This window comes from Paraburkholderia bengalensis, assembly GCF_037126505.1.
Classification (GTDB): Bacteria; Pseudomonadota; Gammaproteobacteria; order Burkholderiales; family Burkholderiaceae; genus Paraburkholderia; species Paraburkholderia bengalensis.
In genome coordinates this window covers 1-15,675 of record NZ_JACFYJ010000144.1, presented here as the reverse complement: position 1 = coordinate 15,675, position 15,675 = coordinate 1, and the positions used below count along the sequence as shown (strand labels likewise).

Annotated in this window: 13 protein-coding genes and 1 pseudogene; 10 read left to right on the top strand and 4 right to left on the bottom strand. The window is 65.2% G+C overall.

Annotated elements, in window-relative coordinates; genetic code table 11:
* Positions 1 to 781: 781 nt before the first annotated feature.
* Both H3V53_RS39960 and H3V53_RS39955 read right to left on the bottom strand, forming a co-directional pair.
* A complete protein-coding gene (locus tag H3V53_RS39960) occupies positions 782 to 2,080 on the bottom strand; it encodes an MFS transporter (RefSeq protein WP_336602530.1) in 1,299 nt (432 codons plus the stop codon).
* Positions 2,077 to 3,099: a hypothetical protein gene (locus H3V53_RS39955; protein ID WP_054926788.1), complete on the bottom strand. Its 1,023-nt coding sequence runs from the start codon at positions 3,097 to 3,099 to the stop codon at positions 2,077 to 2,079. Before H3V53_RS39955 ends, H3V53_RS39960 begins: the two co-directional genes overlap by 4 nt.
* Before the next feature lie 735 nt (positions 3,100 to 3,834).
* On the opposite strand from H3V53_RS39955, the gene H3V53_RS39950 reads away from it, so the two are divergent.
* The 4 genes from H3V53_RS39950 (at position 3,835) to H3V53_RS39935 (ending at position 6,960) form a co-directional block, all read left to right on the top strand.
* Positions 3,835 to 5,208, top strand: a complete 1,374-nt coding sequence (locus H3V53_RS39950; protein WP_336602532.1) for an NCS2 family permease — start codon at positions 3,835 to 3,837, stop codon at positions 5,206 to 5,208.
* A gap of 148 nt (positions 5,209 to 5,356) precedes the next feature.
* Positions 5,357 to 5,779: a metalloregulator ArsR/SmtB family transcription factor gene (locus H3V53_RS39945; protein ID WP_054926787.1), complete on the top strand. Its 423-nt coding sequence runs from the start codon at positions 5,357 to 5,359 to the stop codon at positions 5,777 to 5,779.
* Positions 5,686 to 6,114: an SRPBCC family protein gene (locus H3V53_RS39940; RefSeq protein WP_336602529.1), complete on the top strand. Its 429-nt coding sequence runs from the start codon at positions 5,686 to 5,688 to the stop codon at positions 6,112 to 6,114. The genes H3V53_RS39945 and H3V53_RS39940 overlap by 94 nt, the downstream gene beginning before the upstream one ends.
* Positions 6,115 to 6,174: 60 nt before the next feature.
* Entirely contained in the window at positions 6,175 to 6,960 is a 786-nt protein-coding gene (locus H3V53_RS39935; RefSeq protein ID WP_336602531.1) for a DUF899 domain-containing protein, read from the top strand.
* A gap of 21 nt (positions 6,961 to 6,981) precedes the next feature.
* Here H3V53_RS39935 and H3V53_RS39930 read toward each other — a convergent pair whose 3' ends face one another.
* Both H3V53_RS39930 and H3V53_RS39925 read right to left on the bottom strand, forming a co-directional pair.
* A complete protein-coding gene (locus tag H3V53_RS39930; RefSeq protein WP_054926785.1) occupies positions 6,982 to 7,164 on the bottom strand; it encodes a hypothetical protein in 183 nt (60 codons plus the stop codon).
* A 183-nt stretch (positions 7,165 to 7,347) separates the two neighbouring features.
* Positions 7,348 to 8,252 (bottom strand): annotated as a pseudogene (locus tag H3V53_RS39925) (NAD-dependent epimerase/dehydratase family protein).
* Positions 8,253 to 8,654: 402 nt separating this feature from the next.
* Here H3V53_RS39925 and hutH point away from each other — a divergent pair.
* The 6 genes from hutH to H3V53_RS39895 all read left to right on the top strand — a co-directional run.
* Positions 8,655 to 10,178, top strand: coding sequence for a histidine ammonia-lyase (hutH, locus tag H3V53_RS39920; RefSeq protein WP_336602528.1), 1,524 nt, complete (start codon positions 8,655 to 8,657; stop codon positions 10,176 to 10,178).
* 36 nt (positions 10,179 to 10,214) lie between these two features.
* Positions 10,215 to 10,910: a histidine utilization repressor gene (hutC, locus tag H3V53_RS39915; protein ID WP_336602527.1), complete on the top strand. Its 696-nt coding sequence runs from the start codon at positions 10,215 to 10,217 to the stop codon at positions 10,908 to 10,910.
* Positions 10,911 to 10,969: 59 nt separating this feature from the next.
* The gene (gene hutU, locus H3V53_RS39910; protein ID WP_336602526.1) at positions 10,970 to 12,658 is read left to right on the top strand and encodes a urocanate hydratase; all 1,689 of its coding nucleotides are present in this window, start codon (positions 10,970 to 10,972) and stop codon (positions 12,656 to 12,658) included.
* Between the two features lie 2 nt (positions 12,659 to 12,660).
* Positions 12,661 to 13,275, top strand: coding sequence for a HutD/Ves family protein (locus tag H3V53_RS39905; protein WP_336602525.1), 615 nt, complete (start codon positions 12,661 to 12,663; stop codon positions 13,273 to 13,275).
* A gap of 30 nt (positions 13,276 to 13,305) precedes the next feature.
* Positions 13,306 to 14,544, top strand: a complete 1,239-nt coding sequence (gene hutI, locus H3V53_RS39900; protein WP_336602524.1) for an imidazolonepropionase — start codon at positions 13,306 to 13,308, stop codon at positions 14,542 to 14,544.
* On the top strand, positions 14,537 to 15,675 hold a 1,139-nt coding region (locus H3V53_RS39895; protein ID WP_336602523.1), incomplete at its 3' end, for a formimidoylglutamate deiminase. The genes hutI and H3V53_RS39895, both read left to right, overlap by 8 nt.

Sequence of the window (15,675 nt, the reverse complement as noted above, 5' to 3'; positions counted from 1 at the left end):
CCGCAAAGAAAAGTAGGCAAAAGAAAGCGGGCTCACACCGCCAATCCTTGACACTTACCCACGGGCTCTCAACGTCCCCGCACTTCGCGCGGCTCCGCATCGTTCGGTTCTTGTTGCCAACGTGCTCGCAGTGCGCTTCACCCGCGCCACGCGCCCGCGCAAACGCGAGCCCCATCTGGCCTTTATCGCCCTGTGCGGCAAACTCTGTGTAGGTCGTCTCGCCGCAGATGTCAGCGCCCGAATTGTGTGAGTGCCACAAAGCGATTGTCGTGTAGTGCAGCGGGCCTACACAGAGTTTGCCGCAAAGGGGCGCGCGCTATTCACGGATGTGTGTTGTGACGTGAGTGCGCGAAGCGCGTGAGGCGCGGAGGAATGCGAGGGCAACGCACGGTCGCCAGCGCGCGGACGAATGAAGAATGGGGACGTTGAGGGCCCGTGGGTAGGTGGCAAGGACTGCGGTGTGAGCCCGCTTTCTTTTGCCTACTTTTCTTTGCGGCGGCAAAGAAAAGTAGGTGCCGCCCCGCACAGGGGCAACGCCTGCGCCGCGAGGCGCCATCGCGGATGCCCGCGCAGAGGGTGAACACACATCAGAAAAGCCTGCACAGCAAAGACACCATCGCGGATGCCAGCGAAAAGGGTGAACACAGATCAGAAAAGCCTGCGCAGCAAAGACACCATCGCGGACGCCAGCAAAAAAGGCAACCACACAACATCAAGGCTTGCGCAGCAAAACACCACATCGCGGATGCCAGCGAAAAGGCCCACAGCCCGCGCAGCACCCTCACTCAGCACGCTTCAAAGCCACATCATCCGCATCGGCGCGCTTCGCCTGCGCGCCCCCATTCGCATCGCGCGTTTCGGGCATCGCGGCCCACACCAGCAGCACCGCAAGCGCGCCCGCAGCCGCCAGGCCGAAGAAGCTGATCGAACTGCCGAAGCGGTCGGCGATAAAACCGGCAACGGCCGTCGACAGCGTCGCGCCGATGCCCGCCGCAAGGCCAAAAAGCCCGATGGTCAGGTTGTAGCGGCCCTTGCCGCCGGCGACGTCGGCGGCAATCAGTGGCAGCATCACGCCGAATACAGCGGCGCTCAGGCCATCGAGCATCTGCACGGGCACGAGCAGATACGGGCTGCTCACGCCCGCGAACAGCAGCGCGCGTACCGGCAGCGCGGAAAACCCGAGCAGCAGGATCGGCCGGCGTCCCCAGCGTTCCGCAGTCCGTCCGACCCACGGTGACAGCATCGCGACGATCGCCTGCGGCACGATGATGCACGCGGCAATCACCAGCTGCACGTTGTCGCCCATGCCCGCTGTCACCTCGCCCGCCGCGAGATTCAGCATCGCCGCATTCGACAGGTGAAACAGCACCACGCACGCAGCGAAGATCAGCATGCGCTTGTCGCGCAGCAATTCGAGCAACGATTCCTTTTCTTCCCTTTTGTCGCTGTCCTTGCCGCTGTCCTTGTCATCGTCCTTCCTGGCAGGCTCGTTTGACGGCACGTGATGATGATGCGACGGCATCGTGATCATCGACAGCGCGATGAGCGCGGGCGCCGCCAGCGCCGCCGTCAGCCAGAACACCGCGCGTGCCGAGAAGTATTCGCCGAACAGACCCATCAGGGCCGCCGCGACGGCGCTGCCGATCGATGCCCAGCGCGCGTTGCGCCCGAGCCGGTCGCCGAGATCGGCGCGGCCGACGAGCGCGAACGAGATTGCGGCCATCGCCGGCACGAGCATGCAGCTCGCAAAGCCGTGAAAGACCTCGGCGGCCATCACGGGCAGCACGGTCGGACTCGCGGCAAGCAGCACGGCGCTCAGGATGATGGCGATGATCGCCCAAGCAGCGGCGGCTTTCTTGTTGCGCAACGCGTCGACGGCGGCGCCGCCCGGCACCTGGCTCAGCATCGCGCTGATCGTGCCGACCGAGAGCGCGAGGCCGATCTCACCCTGCGTCCATTTGTGCGACGCCAGATAGGAAGCGATGAATGGCCCGAAACCCGTCTGCACGTTGGCGACGAAGAAGTTGAGCCAGTCGAGGGCGCGGAGACTGCGTGCGTTGACCATGAGACGGCTCGTCATCGTGAAGTGCGTGCGGTTGATGCCGCCGCAGCGGACGATGAAGGGCCAGCCGTCGCCGCAGACGCAGGGGCTGGAGGAGGCGCGGGCGATACGGCGCGAATCGGCTTGTCGGGCTCGTACGACGGCGACGCCTTGATCTGCGCGTCGTTCAGATCCATCAGCGGCCGCAGCGTCTTGTCCTTCGTCACGAAGCGCAGCGCCGACCAGTTCGCGGCGATCGTGCGTCGGTCGGGACTGATGATGCCGCTCACGTCGAGCACGACGGCCTGCGGCTGCGCGTTGCCGTCGATCAGCACGTCGATCACGCGGCCGACCTTGCCACCGTTCGGACGCTCGACGTCTGCATCGAGCAGTTCCAGCTGGCCGGGCGGAACCGCGGGCGCGGCCGTGACGCCCGCCAGCGGCGTCGCGAGCGAGGCCGACGGCTTTGGACGATTGGCGGCCGCGAGCTGGTTGGGCGGCGTCGTGATCGTGATGGGCGCGCCTTTCGCGTTCGGCGTGAAGCGGAACGCCGTCCACGGAAAACCGATCTTGCGGTCGCCGACGCCAAGAAAGCCCTGCAGGTTGACGATCATCTGGCGCGGCGTGCCGCTCGCATCGGCCGTCATGTCGACGGCGCGGCCGATCACCTTGCCGTCGAGCTTCTGCACTTCGCTGTCGAGCAGGCCGTGCATCGCGTTGCGATCGAGCGTGCGCGTCACGATGATGGGCGCGGGAGGAGGCGGCGGAGGCGGCGGCGCGGGCGCGGCGACGGGAGGCGGCGGCTCCGGCTTATGCGGGCGCACGACGGGCGGACGCGGCTTTTTCGGCTCTTTCGGCTCGACGGGTTCGGCGGGCTCCGGCTCCGAGGCGACGACGGGCGCGGGCACGTTCAGCGGCGTCACCGTCGCTTCCGTGATGGGCGCGGGCGACTGCTCGGCCGGCCCGAACAGGCTGCAGCCCGACAGCATGGAGGCAAGGGCCGCAACGACGGCCAACAGCAAAAGACGGAAGACTGGACGTAGGAAACCGCCATTCATCAAGTGGGACTCCGAGGCCAGGGCGGCAGGCCGATGCAGGTGCAGTTGCAGATATCGAACCCGGCGTATCCGGGGTGCATGCGGGCATCGAAAGCCTCGCCGGCAATGCGTTAAAGGCGTGGTTTTGCCGAGAGTTTAACCTGTGACGCCGTCACGCCCTTGATTTGCCGGCGTCCGCGGCAAGCGAAACGAATGGCCGCGCACGCGTGCCCGCCTTGTCGCTGGTTCGGGAATTTCGTCGAAAAACGGACTGGTTGCGGACTTCGAAGCGCTTTTCAACGGGCTCTTCAAAGCGCTTTTCAACCGGCTTTCAAGCGGTCATTCGCGCGATGCAAGCGCGTAGGTGTTAACACTTGGACCGGTTGCCCGCATTGCCGCGTGTCAAACGATATAAGGATCGCGACATGACGGGCATGTTTTTATTGCGATAGGAGCCGGTTTTCGATTCGCCTAACCTTCGCTCAGCATAAAAAAAACCGCGCACCAAGGCGCAGGCGCATCGTGGACCGGCGAACACGGCACGCGATCGGATCGATCGTCCGACGACGGATTACCCGCCGCGACGAGGACGAAACGCAGCGGAGCATGATCCGCGCGGGAGCGCCGCGAGTTGCAAAGCGCACCACATTTACGACTCTACGAGACGAACCTGATGACGGCGAGCCTGAGCAAGGCAGCCGTTTCAGCATGCTGATAAAGGAGGCACTCATCATGATGGAACCCCAGGCGCGGAGTATCGCGGAAGCCGGGAGCGAGGTGTTCGACGACACCCGCGACGCGAGCGTATCGTTCATCGACCGCTTTTTCGACATCACCGCGCGCGGCAGCACGGGACGTCAGGAAATCATCGCCGGCATCACGACCTTTCTTGCGATGGTCTATTCGGTGTTCGTCGTGCCGGGCATGTTCGGCAAGGCGGGCTTCGACACGAGCGCGGTGTTCGTCGCCGTGTGTCTGACGACGGCCTTCGGCTCGCTGCTGATGGGCGTCTGGGCGCGTCTGCCCATCGCGATCGGCTGCGCGATTTCGCTCACCGCGTTTACCGCGTTCGGCCTCGTGCTCGGCAAGGGCCTGCAGCCGAACGTCGCGCTCGGCGCCGTGTTCCTGATGGGGCTCGTGTTCACGGCGATCTCGGTGACGGGCGTGCGCTCGTGGATTCTGCGCAATCTGCCCGCGGGCGTCGCGCACGGCACGGGCATCGGCATCGGGCTCTTCCTGCTGCTGATCGCGGCCAACGATGTCGGCCTCGTCGTGAAGAATCCCGGGCCGGGGCTGCCCGTGGCGCTCGGCCATATCACGTCGCTGCCCGTGCTGATGTCGGTGGGCGGGCTGGCCGCGATCTTCGGCCTCGTGCGCCGCCGCGTGCCGGGCTCGATCCTGATCGTGATCGTCGCGATCTCGGCCCTCGCGTTGCTGCTCGATCCTGCCGTCGCGTTTCATGGCGTGTTCGCGCTGCCTTCGCTGAGCGCGCCGGGACATGCATCGCTGATCGGCGCAATGGACATCAAGGGCGCGCTGTCGCTCGCCGTGCTGCCGAGCGTGCTGGCCCTCGTGATGACGGCCGTGTTCGACGCGACGGGCACGATCCGCGCCGTCGCCGGACAGGCAGGGCAACTCGACGAAAACGGCCGCATCATCAACGGCGGCCGCGCGCTGACGGCCGATTCGCTCAGCTCGATTTTCTCGGGCTTCATGGGCGGCGCCCCGGCGGCAGCGTATATCGAGTCGACCGTCGGCGTTGCAGCGGGCGCGAAGACGGGGCTGGCGGCGGCTGTCGTCGGTCTGCTGTTTCTCGTCGTGATGTTCTTCTCGCCGCTTGCCGCGCTCGTGCCTTCGTACGCGACGGCGCCCGCGCTGATGTACGTGGGCCTGCTGATGCTCTCCAGCGTGAGCAAGCTGCACATGGACGACATGGTCGACTCGATGTCGGGCCTCGTGTGCGCGGTGTTCATCGTGCTGACGGCCAACATCGTGACGGGCATCATGCTCGGCTTCTGCACGCTCGTGATCGGCCGCGTGGTCAGTGGTGAATGGCGCAAGCTGAATGTCGGCACGGTGGCGATCGCCGTCGTGCTCGCCGTGTTCTATCTCGGCGGCTGGGCGATCTGATCGCGTGAGCATGACTGCGGCGGCCAGGTAGAACCTGAAACCCATCGGAAACCCGCCCCCGAACCCGGACCGGCAAGACGGCCGCCGCAGAAAGCCGGTTCCCAAATCCCTCCTTGACAAAGCATCCTCGCGTCATATGCTTAACCTCATGGTTAAGTTTCAGGATGCCGCCCTCGACCGTACGTTCGCCGCGCTCGCCGACCCGACGCGGCGCGCGCTGCTCACGCGTCTGTCCGATCGCCGCGAGTGCTCCGTGTCGGAACTCGCGGAACCGTTCGCGATGTCGCTGCCCGCCGTGATGAAACATCTGGACGTGCTCTCGGACGCCGGGCTCATCACGCGGACCAAGACGGGGCGCACGGTCGCGTGCCGGCTGTCCGCCGCGCCGATGGAAGAGGCGCTCGAATGGCTGCGCCGCTATCAGCGTTTCTGGTCCGATGCACTCGATCAACTCGCCGCCTATGTGGAGGAAGCGCCATGTCCGCCAGGCCCAGTCTCACGCTCCAGCGACACATCAACGCATCCCCGGAAAAAGTCTTCGGCGCGTGGACGGACCCGCAGCAAATCGTGAAGTGGCTGCACCCGGGCGGCTGCGACGTGACGCTCGCGCAGTTCGAACTGACCGTGGGCGGCCGGTTTCGCACGGTGCTGCGCGCGCCGGATGGTGAACTGCACGACGTGAGCGGCGTGTTCCGTGAAGTCGTGCTGAACCGCAAGCTCGTCTATACGTGGGCGTTCCGCTCGACGCCCGAACGCGAGTCCATCGTCACCTTCGAGTTGCAAGCCGACGGCGACGGTACGTGGCTCACGCTCAAGCACGAACAGTTCTACGACGAAGCCGCGCGCGACGCGCATCGCGGCGGATGGACGGACGCGCTGGACGGACTTCAACGCTATTTCTCGTGAGGGCCTGGAACGCTTGCAGGCGTGAAGCCGCGCGACCAGGCCGCACAACTGGAGGAGCAGATGGAACAGCACAAGATCGTGTCGAACGAAGCATGGCTCGCGGCGCAGCGCGCGCATCTCGCTGAAGAAAAAGCCTTCACGCGCGCACGCGACGCGCTCGTCAAGAAGCGCCAGGCGCTGCCGTGGACCAAGCTCGAGAAGACCTATGCGTTCGATACGCCGCAAGGCAAAAAAACGCTCGGCGACCTATTCGCGGGACGCAGCCAGCTAATTGTCTATCACTTCATGCTCGGGCCGGATTGGGAAGAGGGGTGCCCGGGCTGCTCGTTTCTTTCCGATCATATCGACGGCGCGCTCGTGCATCTCGCGCACCGCGACGTGACGTACGTCGCGGTGTCGCGCGCGCCGCTCGACAGGATCGACGCATACAAGACGCGCATGGGCTGGCAGTTTCCGTGGGTGTCGTCGTTTGGCAGCGACTTCAATTTCGACTTCAACGTGTCCTTCACAAAGGCGCAGCAGGACGAAGGCAAGGTCGACTACAACTTCGAAACGCAGGACTACGCGTGCGACGAACTGCCCGGCATGAGCGTGTTCTACCGCGACGCGAACGGCGACATATTCCGTACGTTCTCATCGTTCGGACGCGGCGGCGAGCCGTTGATCGGCACCTATACGCTGCTCGATTACGTGCCGAAAGGGCGTGACGAGGACGAACGGAAGATGATGGGTTGGCTGCGCCGGCACGACCGCTACGAAGACGGCGCGACGGGCAAGTCGCTTGCGCAGGGCGAAAAGCAGGACGCCAGGCGCGACGCCTGCTGCCACGAGGCGACGCGCAAATGAAGAGGCGGTGCGTGGATCGCGTTACAGCGCCATCTCGAACGCAGGCTTGAGAAACACTTCGATGCCCATCACGACGAGGCCCATTGCGCCCGATGCGAGCGTGAGCGTGCCGTACTCGTCGTAGCGCGCGTCGTACAGGCACGCGATCACGAACAGGATCGCGAGAAGATTGGTTAGCCAGTCGAAATTAAGTGCAAGCAGCATGGGATGATCCGGCTCGGGCCGATAGATCGGGAGGCGTCATGAACCTGACCGAACACCTCCGATTCTAGCGGCGCGAGCTTACGGATCTGCAACAGCCCAGCTTTCAACGTGTGCGCCGGGGGCCGCTCGACGCACGATCTCGCGTGCGGCAACGCGCATACCCGCACGCATGGCGACGAGCGATCAGGCGTCCTTCATCATGTCGTGCGTGATCCAGTCGATTACCGACGTATGCGTCGGCTTCCACCCGAGCAGATCGCGCGCACGCGTGCCGCGCACGCGGCTGTTGGAGCCGAGGCCATACGACGCCATTTCGTAGCCCCATTCGCCGATGGCCTGATCGAGCGGCCAGTCCTGCGACGGGCCGAGATGCAGCGCCTGCGCGATCGCGTCGCTCATCTCCTTGAACGACGCCTCGCCGCTTTCGACGAAATAGAACGTGCCCGCCGGGCTCTTGTCGAGCGCGAGGCGATACAGCTCGACCACGTCGTCGATGAACACGTTCGACCAGATGTTGCCGCCGCTGCCGACGTGCCGCACGACACCGCTCTTCTGCGCCTGGCGCACGAGGCGCGGCAACTGCACGCTCGCGCTGCCTTTCACCGCGCCGTGCCCGTAGATCAGCGTGTTGCACAGAACCGACGAGCGGATGCCGCGCTTTGCCGCCTCAAGCACGAGATTGTCGATGGCGACGCGCGGCGCCTTGTCGGGCGTCGGCTCGGGCAGTGTGTCTTCCGTGTAGACCTTCGCTTCGCCGCGCTCGCCGCCCGATGCGTCGCCGACGATGCTGGAGCCGCTCGTGTGCAGCAACGGCTTGTTGGAACCGGCGAGTCCGTCGATCAGCGCCTCGACGCGCCGCGATGGTCGCTGCTCGCCGCGTTGATGACGGCGTCGGCGGCTTGCGCCTGCGCGATCAGCAGTTCGCGGTCGTCGAGCGTGCCGACGACGGGCGTGATGCCGAGACGCTGCAGTTGCGCCGCGTGGTCCGGATTGCGGATCAGACCCGTCACGCGATGGCCCGCGCGCACGAGCCCCGCCGCTATCGACCCGCCGATAAAGCCGCTCGCGCCAGTGATGAAGATGTTCAAGACGTTCTCCTTCCGAGGAAATAACTTGCGATGACCTCAGTATGGTGGCGAACGGCTCTTGCACAAACAGCGATTAACTCAAATGAATCTTGATCTGAGATCAAGAATCGGTCGGTACATGCCAGGTATTCGACTTTTCAGTTTCACGGAACGGCGCTTTTATGGCGACCTGTACCTCCGAAAATTGGAGGTGTATATACAAGTTATCGGAAGGAGGCGCGGCAACACAGCATCTGACCGGCTTGCCGTCCCGGATCGCAAGCGGGGCAAAACTGCGAAAACCATGCCAATCCGCCGGCGCCACCCTAATGGAAACCCCTTACGCCAATTGTCGAGATTTGAGTTGTATATACAAACTGACGCCGCTACACTTCACTGAAATTGTATAGACAGGAACTCACCATGATTCTTACGCCCGGCTCCCTGACACTGTCCCAACTGCGCCAGATCGCGCGCGAACAGGTTACGTTGGAACTCGACCCCGCGAGCTTCGCCGCGATCGACGCCTGCTCTCAGGCCGTCGCCGACATCGCCGCGAAGGGCGAGCCGGCGTATGGCATCAACACGGGTTTCGGCCGGCTCGCGAGCACGCACATTCCGCATGACCAGCTGGAGCTGCTGCAACGCAATCTGGTGCTGTCGCACGCCGTCGGCGTCGGCGAGCCGATGTCGCTGCCCGTCGTGCGTCTGTTGATCGCGCTCAAGCTGTCGAGCCTCGGCCGCGGTCACTCGGGCATCCGGCGCGAAGTGATGGAGGCGCTGATCAAGCTCTTCAACGCCGACGTGCTGCCCGTGATCCCCGTGAAGGGTTCCGTCGGCGCATCGGGCGACCTCGCGCCGCTCGCGCATATGTCGGCCGTGCTGCTCGGCGTGGGCGAAGTATTCGCGAAGGGCGAGCGCGTTGCCGCGACGGAAGGCCTGCGCCTCGTCGGCCTGAAGCCGCTGACGCTGCAGGCGAAGGAAGGCCTCGCGCTGCTGAACGGCACGCAGGCATCGACGGCGCTCGCGCTGTACAACATGTTCGCCATCGAAGACCTGTACCGCGTCGGCCTCGTGGCGGGCGCGCTGTCGGTGGACGCGGCGATGGGTTCCGTCAAGCCGTTCGATCACCGTATTCACGCGCTGCGCGGCCATCAAGGCCAGATCGACGCAGCGGCGTCGTATCGCACGCTGCTCGCCGGCTCCGCGATCAACGTCTCGCACGCCGACTGCGACAAGGTGCAGGACCCGTACAGCCTGCGCTGCCAGCCGCAGGTGATGGGCGCATGCCTCGACCAGATGCGTGCCGCCGCGCAAGTGTTGCTCGTCGAAGCGAATGCCGTCTCCGACAACCCCCTGATTTTCCCGGACACGGGCGAAGTGCTGTCGGGCGGCAACTTTCACGCCGAGCCCGTCGCGTTCGCGGCCGACAATCTCGCGCTCGCCGCATCGGAAATCGGCGCGCTGGCCGAGCGCCGCATCGCGCTCTTGATCGACGCGACGCTGTCGGGCCTGCCGCCGTTCCTCGTCAAGGATGGCGGCGTGAACTCGGGCTTCATGATCGCGCACGTCACGGCAGCCGCACTCGCATCGGAGAACAAGACGCTGGCGCATCCGGCGTCCGTCGATTCTTTGCCCACGTCCGCGAACCAGGAAGACCACGTGTCGATGGCGACGTTCGCCGCGCGCAAGCTCGCCGATATCGCCGACAACACCGCGAACATCCTGTCGATCGAACTGCTGGCCGCCGCGCAAGGCGTCGATCTGCGCGCGCCGCACAAGACGAGCCCCGCGCTGCAGAAAGTGATGGACACGGTGCGCGCGCACGTCGCGCATTACGAGCTCGATCATTACTTCGCGCCCGACATCGCCGCGACCACGAAGCTCGTGCAGGACGGCACGATTGCTACGCACAGCCCGTTCTCGTTCATCTCCGAGCAACGTTAAGCCAGCGCACGACGGCAGCGCGAAAGAGACGCCAGCATGAACGCACCCGCCTATCAGGGAATCAAGGACTTCATCCTCGCCCGCATTCACGCGGGCGAATGGAGCGAAGGCCACCAGGTTCCATCGGAAAACGAGCTTGCGCGCGAATTCAACGTCGCGCGCATGACGGTCAACCGCGCGTTGCGCGAGTTGACGTCCGAGCAGGTGCTCACGCGCGTTCAGGGCTCGGGCACGTTCGTCGCGCGTCCCAAGTACGAATCGACGCTGGTGGCGATCCGCAGCATTTCGGATGAAATCGTCGCGCGCGGCCATCGCTATCACGCGAACGTGCTGCACGTGGGCGCCGCCATCGCCGACGAAGAACTCGCGGCTGAAATGCAGGTGAATGCGGGCAGCCCGATCTTCCATTCGCGCGTACTGCACTTCGAAAACGACGAACCCGTCCAGCTCGAAGAACGCTGGGTGAACCCGGCCGTCGCACCCGAATACGCGTTGCAGGACTTCACGAACACGACGCCGAACCAGTATCTCGTGCGCGTTGCGCCGTTGCAGCGCGTCGAGTACCGCATCGAAGCGTCCGCGCCCGATGCCGACACCCGCCGTCATCTGACGATGGACGACGCCGAACCGTGCCTCGTGCTGCATCGGCGCACGTGGTCGCAGGGCGTGGTCGCGTCCATCGCCAATCTCTGGCATCCCGGCACGCGTTACCGCTTCACTGGCCACTTCTGAATCCGTTTCCGTTCAATCTTCGACTCCACTACCGAGTTATCTGCGCTTCCGAGGGCATCATGAACAATCCCAAACACATCGACCCGCGTCTGGACCCGACCCGCACGATCCGCGCGCCGCGCGGCAGCGAAAAAACCTGCAAGACCTGGATCGCGGAAGCCGCGTACCGGATGATCCAGAACAATCTGGACCCGGAAGTGGCCGAGCATCCGCATGCGCTCGTCGTGTACGGCGGCATCGGGCGTGCCGCGCGCAACTGGGATTGCTTCGACCAGATTCTGTCGTCGCTGAAGGATCTCGAAGAGAACGAGACGCTGCTGATCCAATCGGGCAAGCCCGTCGGCGTGTTTCGCACGCATGCGGATGCGCCGCGCGTGCTGCTCGCGAACTCGAACCTCGTGCCGCACTGGGCGAACTGGGATCACTTCCACGAACTCGACCGCAAGGGCCTGATGATGTACGGCCAGATGACGGCGGGCAGCTGGATCTACATCGGCAGCCAGGGCATCGTGCAGGGCACGTACGAGACGTTCTTCTCGGTGGCGAACCAGCATTTCAACGGCAATCCGAAGGGCCGCTGGATTCTGACGGGCGGCCTGGGCGGCATGGGCGGCGCGCAGCCGCTCGCGGCGACGATGGCGGGCTTCTCGATGATCGCCGTCGAATGCGACGAGACTCGCATCGACTTCCGTTTGAAGACGCGCTACGTCGATAAAAAAGCAAAGACGCTCGACGAAGCGCTCGCGATGATCGACGAAGCGAAGAAGACGGGCAATCCCGTTTCCGTGGGCCTGCTCGGCAATGCCGCCGACGTGTTCGCCGAACTCGTTGCGCGCGACATCACGCCCGACTGCGTGACGGACCAGACGAGCGCGCACGATCCGATTCACGGTTATCTGCCGCAAGGCTGGAACATCGAAGACTGGCGCGAGCGCATGAAGACGGACCCGCAGAGCATCGTGACGCCCGCGAAGCAGTCGATGGCCAAGCAGGTGCAGGCGATGCTCACGCTGCAGGAGCGCGGCGCGGCCACGCTCGACTACGGCAACAACATCCGTCAGATGGCGCTCGAAATGGGCGTGCAGAACGCTTTCGATTTCCCCGGCTTCGTGCCCGCGTATATCCGGCCGCTCTTCTGCGAAGGCAAGGGTCCGTTCCGCTGGGTCGCGCTGTCGGGCGACCCCGAAGACATCTACAAGACGGACCAGAAGGTCAAGGAACTGATCCCCGACGATCCGCACCTGCACAACTGGCTCGACATGGCGCGCGAGCGTATCGCGTTCCAGGGCTTGCCGGCGCGTATCTGCTGGGTCGGCGTGAAGGATCGGTATCGTCTCGGCCAGGCGTTCAACGAAATGGTCAAGAACGGCGAACTGAAGGCGCCGATCGTGATCGGCCGCGATCACCTGGATACGGGTTCGGTCGCGAGCCCGAACCGCGAAACGGAATCGATGAAAGACGGCTCGGACGCCGTCAGCGACTGGCCGCTGCTCAACGCACTGCTGAACACGGCAGGCGGCGCATCGTGGGTGTCGCTGCACCATGGCGGCGGCGTCGGCATGGGCTTCTCGCAGCACTCGGGCGTCGTGATCGTCGCCGATGGTTCGGACGCCGCGCACGAGCGCCTCGGCCGCGTGCTGTTCAATGATCCCGCGACGGGCGTGATGCGTCACGCGGATGCCGGTTACGAACTCGCGCAAAGCACAGCGCGCGAAGCCGGTCTCAAGCTGCCGATGCTGGGCCGCTGAACGTGACGACGAACGTCATCAAGACGACCGTCATTCGCGCCGCGGACCTCGTGGCGTCGCCGTGGAAAAACGGCGGCGGCGTCACGCGCGAAGTCGCGGCGTTCCCCGAGGGCGCGGCGCTCGATGCGTTGATGTGGCGCGTGAGCGTCGCCGACGTGGCGGCGGCGGGGCCGTTCTCGCGCTTCGCGGGCATCGACCGCACGCTCGTGCTGCTGTCGGGCGCGGGCATGCTGCTCGACGAAACGAACGGCGACAAGCCGGTCACGCACGCGCGCGCGACGCTCGACATCGCGCGCTTCGAAGGCGAGACGGCGATCGACGCGCGGCTCGTCGATGGCCCGACGCGCGACTTCAACCTGATGGTGCGGCGTGGCGCGGCAACGGGCGACGTCGCGGTTCTGCGCAACACAATGCGCGCGCAACTCGATGCCGATGTGGTGCTGCTGTTCTGCGCGCAAGGTTCGCTCGTGCTCACGCTGGCCGACCAGCAAGCGGTCACGCTCGCCACCAACGACACGCTGCGCATCGACAACGCAAGCACGCTTGCTTGCGAGATCAACGGCGAAGGCGCATTGCTCGCCATCAGCATCCGCTATATCGACACATCGCGAGCCTGAGCGCTTGCACACCTCACAGACAGCCCTGCCATGAAGCAAACCGTCTGGAATCATCTGAAGCTCTGTGCGCAGGGCGACCCCGATCAAACGATCGACGATGCCGCGATCGCCGTCGAGAACGGCCGCATCGCGTGGCTCGGTACCGCGCGCGATCTGCCCGCGCAATACGCGGCGTGGCCGCGTGAAGACCTGAACGGCGCGTGGGTCACGCCGGGGCTCGTCGATTGCCATACGCATCTCGTGTATGGCGGACAGCGCGCCGACGAGTTCGCGCAACGCCTTGCCGGCGTCAGCTACGAACAGATCGCGAAGCAGGGCGGCGGGATTGTGTCGACGGTGCGCGCCACGCGTGCCGCCGACGACGCGTCGCTGTTCGCGCAATCGGCCGCGCGTCTCGAAGCGATGCTCGCTGACGGCGTGACGGCCATCGAAATCAAATCGGGCTACGGCCTCGACCTGGAAAGCGAGCGCAAGATGCTGCGCGTCGCGCGGCAACTCGGCGAGCGCTATCCCGTGACGGTTTATACGACGTTTCTCGGCGCGCACGCATTGCCGCCCGAATTCGCAGGGCGCGCCGACGACTACATCGACGAAGTGTGTGAACGCATGCTGCCCGTGCTCGCCGATGAAGGACTCGTCGATGCCGTCGACGTGTTCTGCGAGCGCATCGGCTTTTCGCTGGAACAGAGCGAGCGCGTGTTCAATGCAGCCGCGCGCCGCGGCTTGCCGGTGAAGATGCACGCCGAGCAGTTGTCGAACATGGGCGGCACGGCGCTCGCTGCGCGCTATCGCGCGCTGTCGGCCGATCACCTGGAGTTTCTCGACGAAGCGGGCATTGCCGCGATGAAGGAAGCAGGCATGGTCGCCGTGCTGCTGCCCGGCGCGTACTACTTCATCCGCGAAACGCAGTTGCCGCCGCTCGGTCTGTTGCGGCGCTACGACGTCCCCATCGCCATTTCGACGGACAGCAATCCCGGCACGTCGCCCGCGACGTCGCTGCCGCTGATGATGAACATGGCGTGCACGCTGTTTCGCATGACGGTGCCCGAGGTGCTGCAAGGCGTGACGGGCCACGCGGCGCGCGCGCTCGGCAAGGCCGACGTGCACGGCTCGCTCGCCGTGGGCCGCGCCGCCGACTTCGCCGTGTGGTCGGTGCAGTCGCTTGCGGAACTCGCTTACTGGATTGGCCGTCCGCTGTGCGAGCGCGTCGTGCGCGGCGGCGAAACGGTTTTCACGCGTGTCGGATACGACGGATCCAAACATGACTGAAGCTACGCAATCTCTTTTCGCCGAGCACGTCTATCTGCCCGAAGGCTGGCGGCGCAACGTGCTGCTGCAATGGGACGCGCAGGGTTCGCTGGTTGGCGTCACGCCCGACACCCAAGCGCCCGCAGGTGTCGCGAGGGCGAGCGGCCCTGTGCTGCCCGGCATGCCGAACCTGCATTCGCATGCTTTTCAGCGCGCGATGGCGGGCCTCACGGAATACCGTGCGGGATCGGGCGCCGTAGCGACCGACAACTTCTGGAGCTGGCGCGACCTGATGTACCGTTTTGCCGCGCGCATCACGCCCGAAGGGCTCGCCGCGATCGCGCAATGGCTGTACATCGAAATGCTGAAGGCGGGCTACACGTCCGTCTGCGAGTTCCATTACGTGCATCACATGCAGGACGGCAGCCGCTACGCGAACGAGGCGGAACTCGCGCAGCGCGTCGTCGATGCGGCGGGCGCGAGCGGCATCGGCATCACGATGCTGCCCGTGCTGTACCAGTACGCGGGGTTCGGCGCGCAAGCGCCGCGCGACGACCAGCGCCGTTTCATCAACACGCCCGACAGCCTGCTTGCGCTGATCGATACGCTGCGCGGCGCGCGCCCCGAACACGGCGCGTTGCGCTATGGCGTCGCACCTCACTCGTTGCGCGCGGTCTCGAACGATTCGCTGCGCGCGTTGCTGAACGGGCTCGACGCGATGTCGCCGGGTGCGCCCGTGCACATCCACATCGCCGAGCAGACGGGCGAAGTGGACGCGTGCGTCGAAACGGAAGGCGCGCGGCCCGTGCAATGGCTGCTCGATCGCTTCGAGGTCGATGCGCGCTGGTGCCTCGTGCACGCGACGCACGTCGATCGGCACGAAACGTCGGCGCTGGCGAAGAGCGGCGCCGTCGCGGGGCTGTGCCTGACGACGGAAGCCAATCTCGGCGACGGCATCTTTCCCGCACATGACTATCTCGAACAGCAGGGGCGCATCGGCATCGGCAGCGACAGCCATATCGGCGTCGACTGGCGCGCGGAGTTGCGGCTGCTCGAATACGGTCAGCGTCTGTCGCGCCGGCAGCGCAACGTGCTCGCATCGGCGCAGATGCCGCGCGTCGCGGACCGGCTGGTTCGCGGACACGCTGGGGG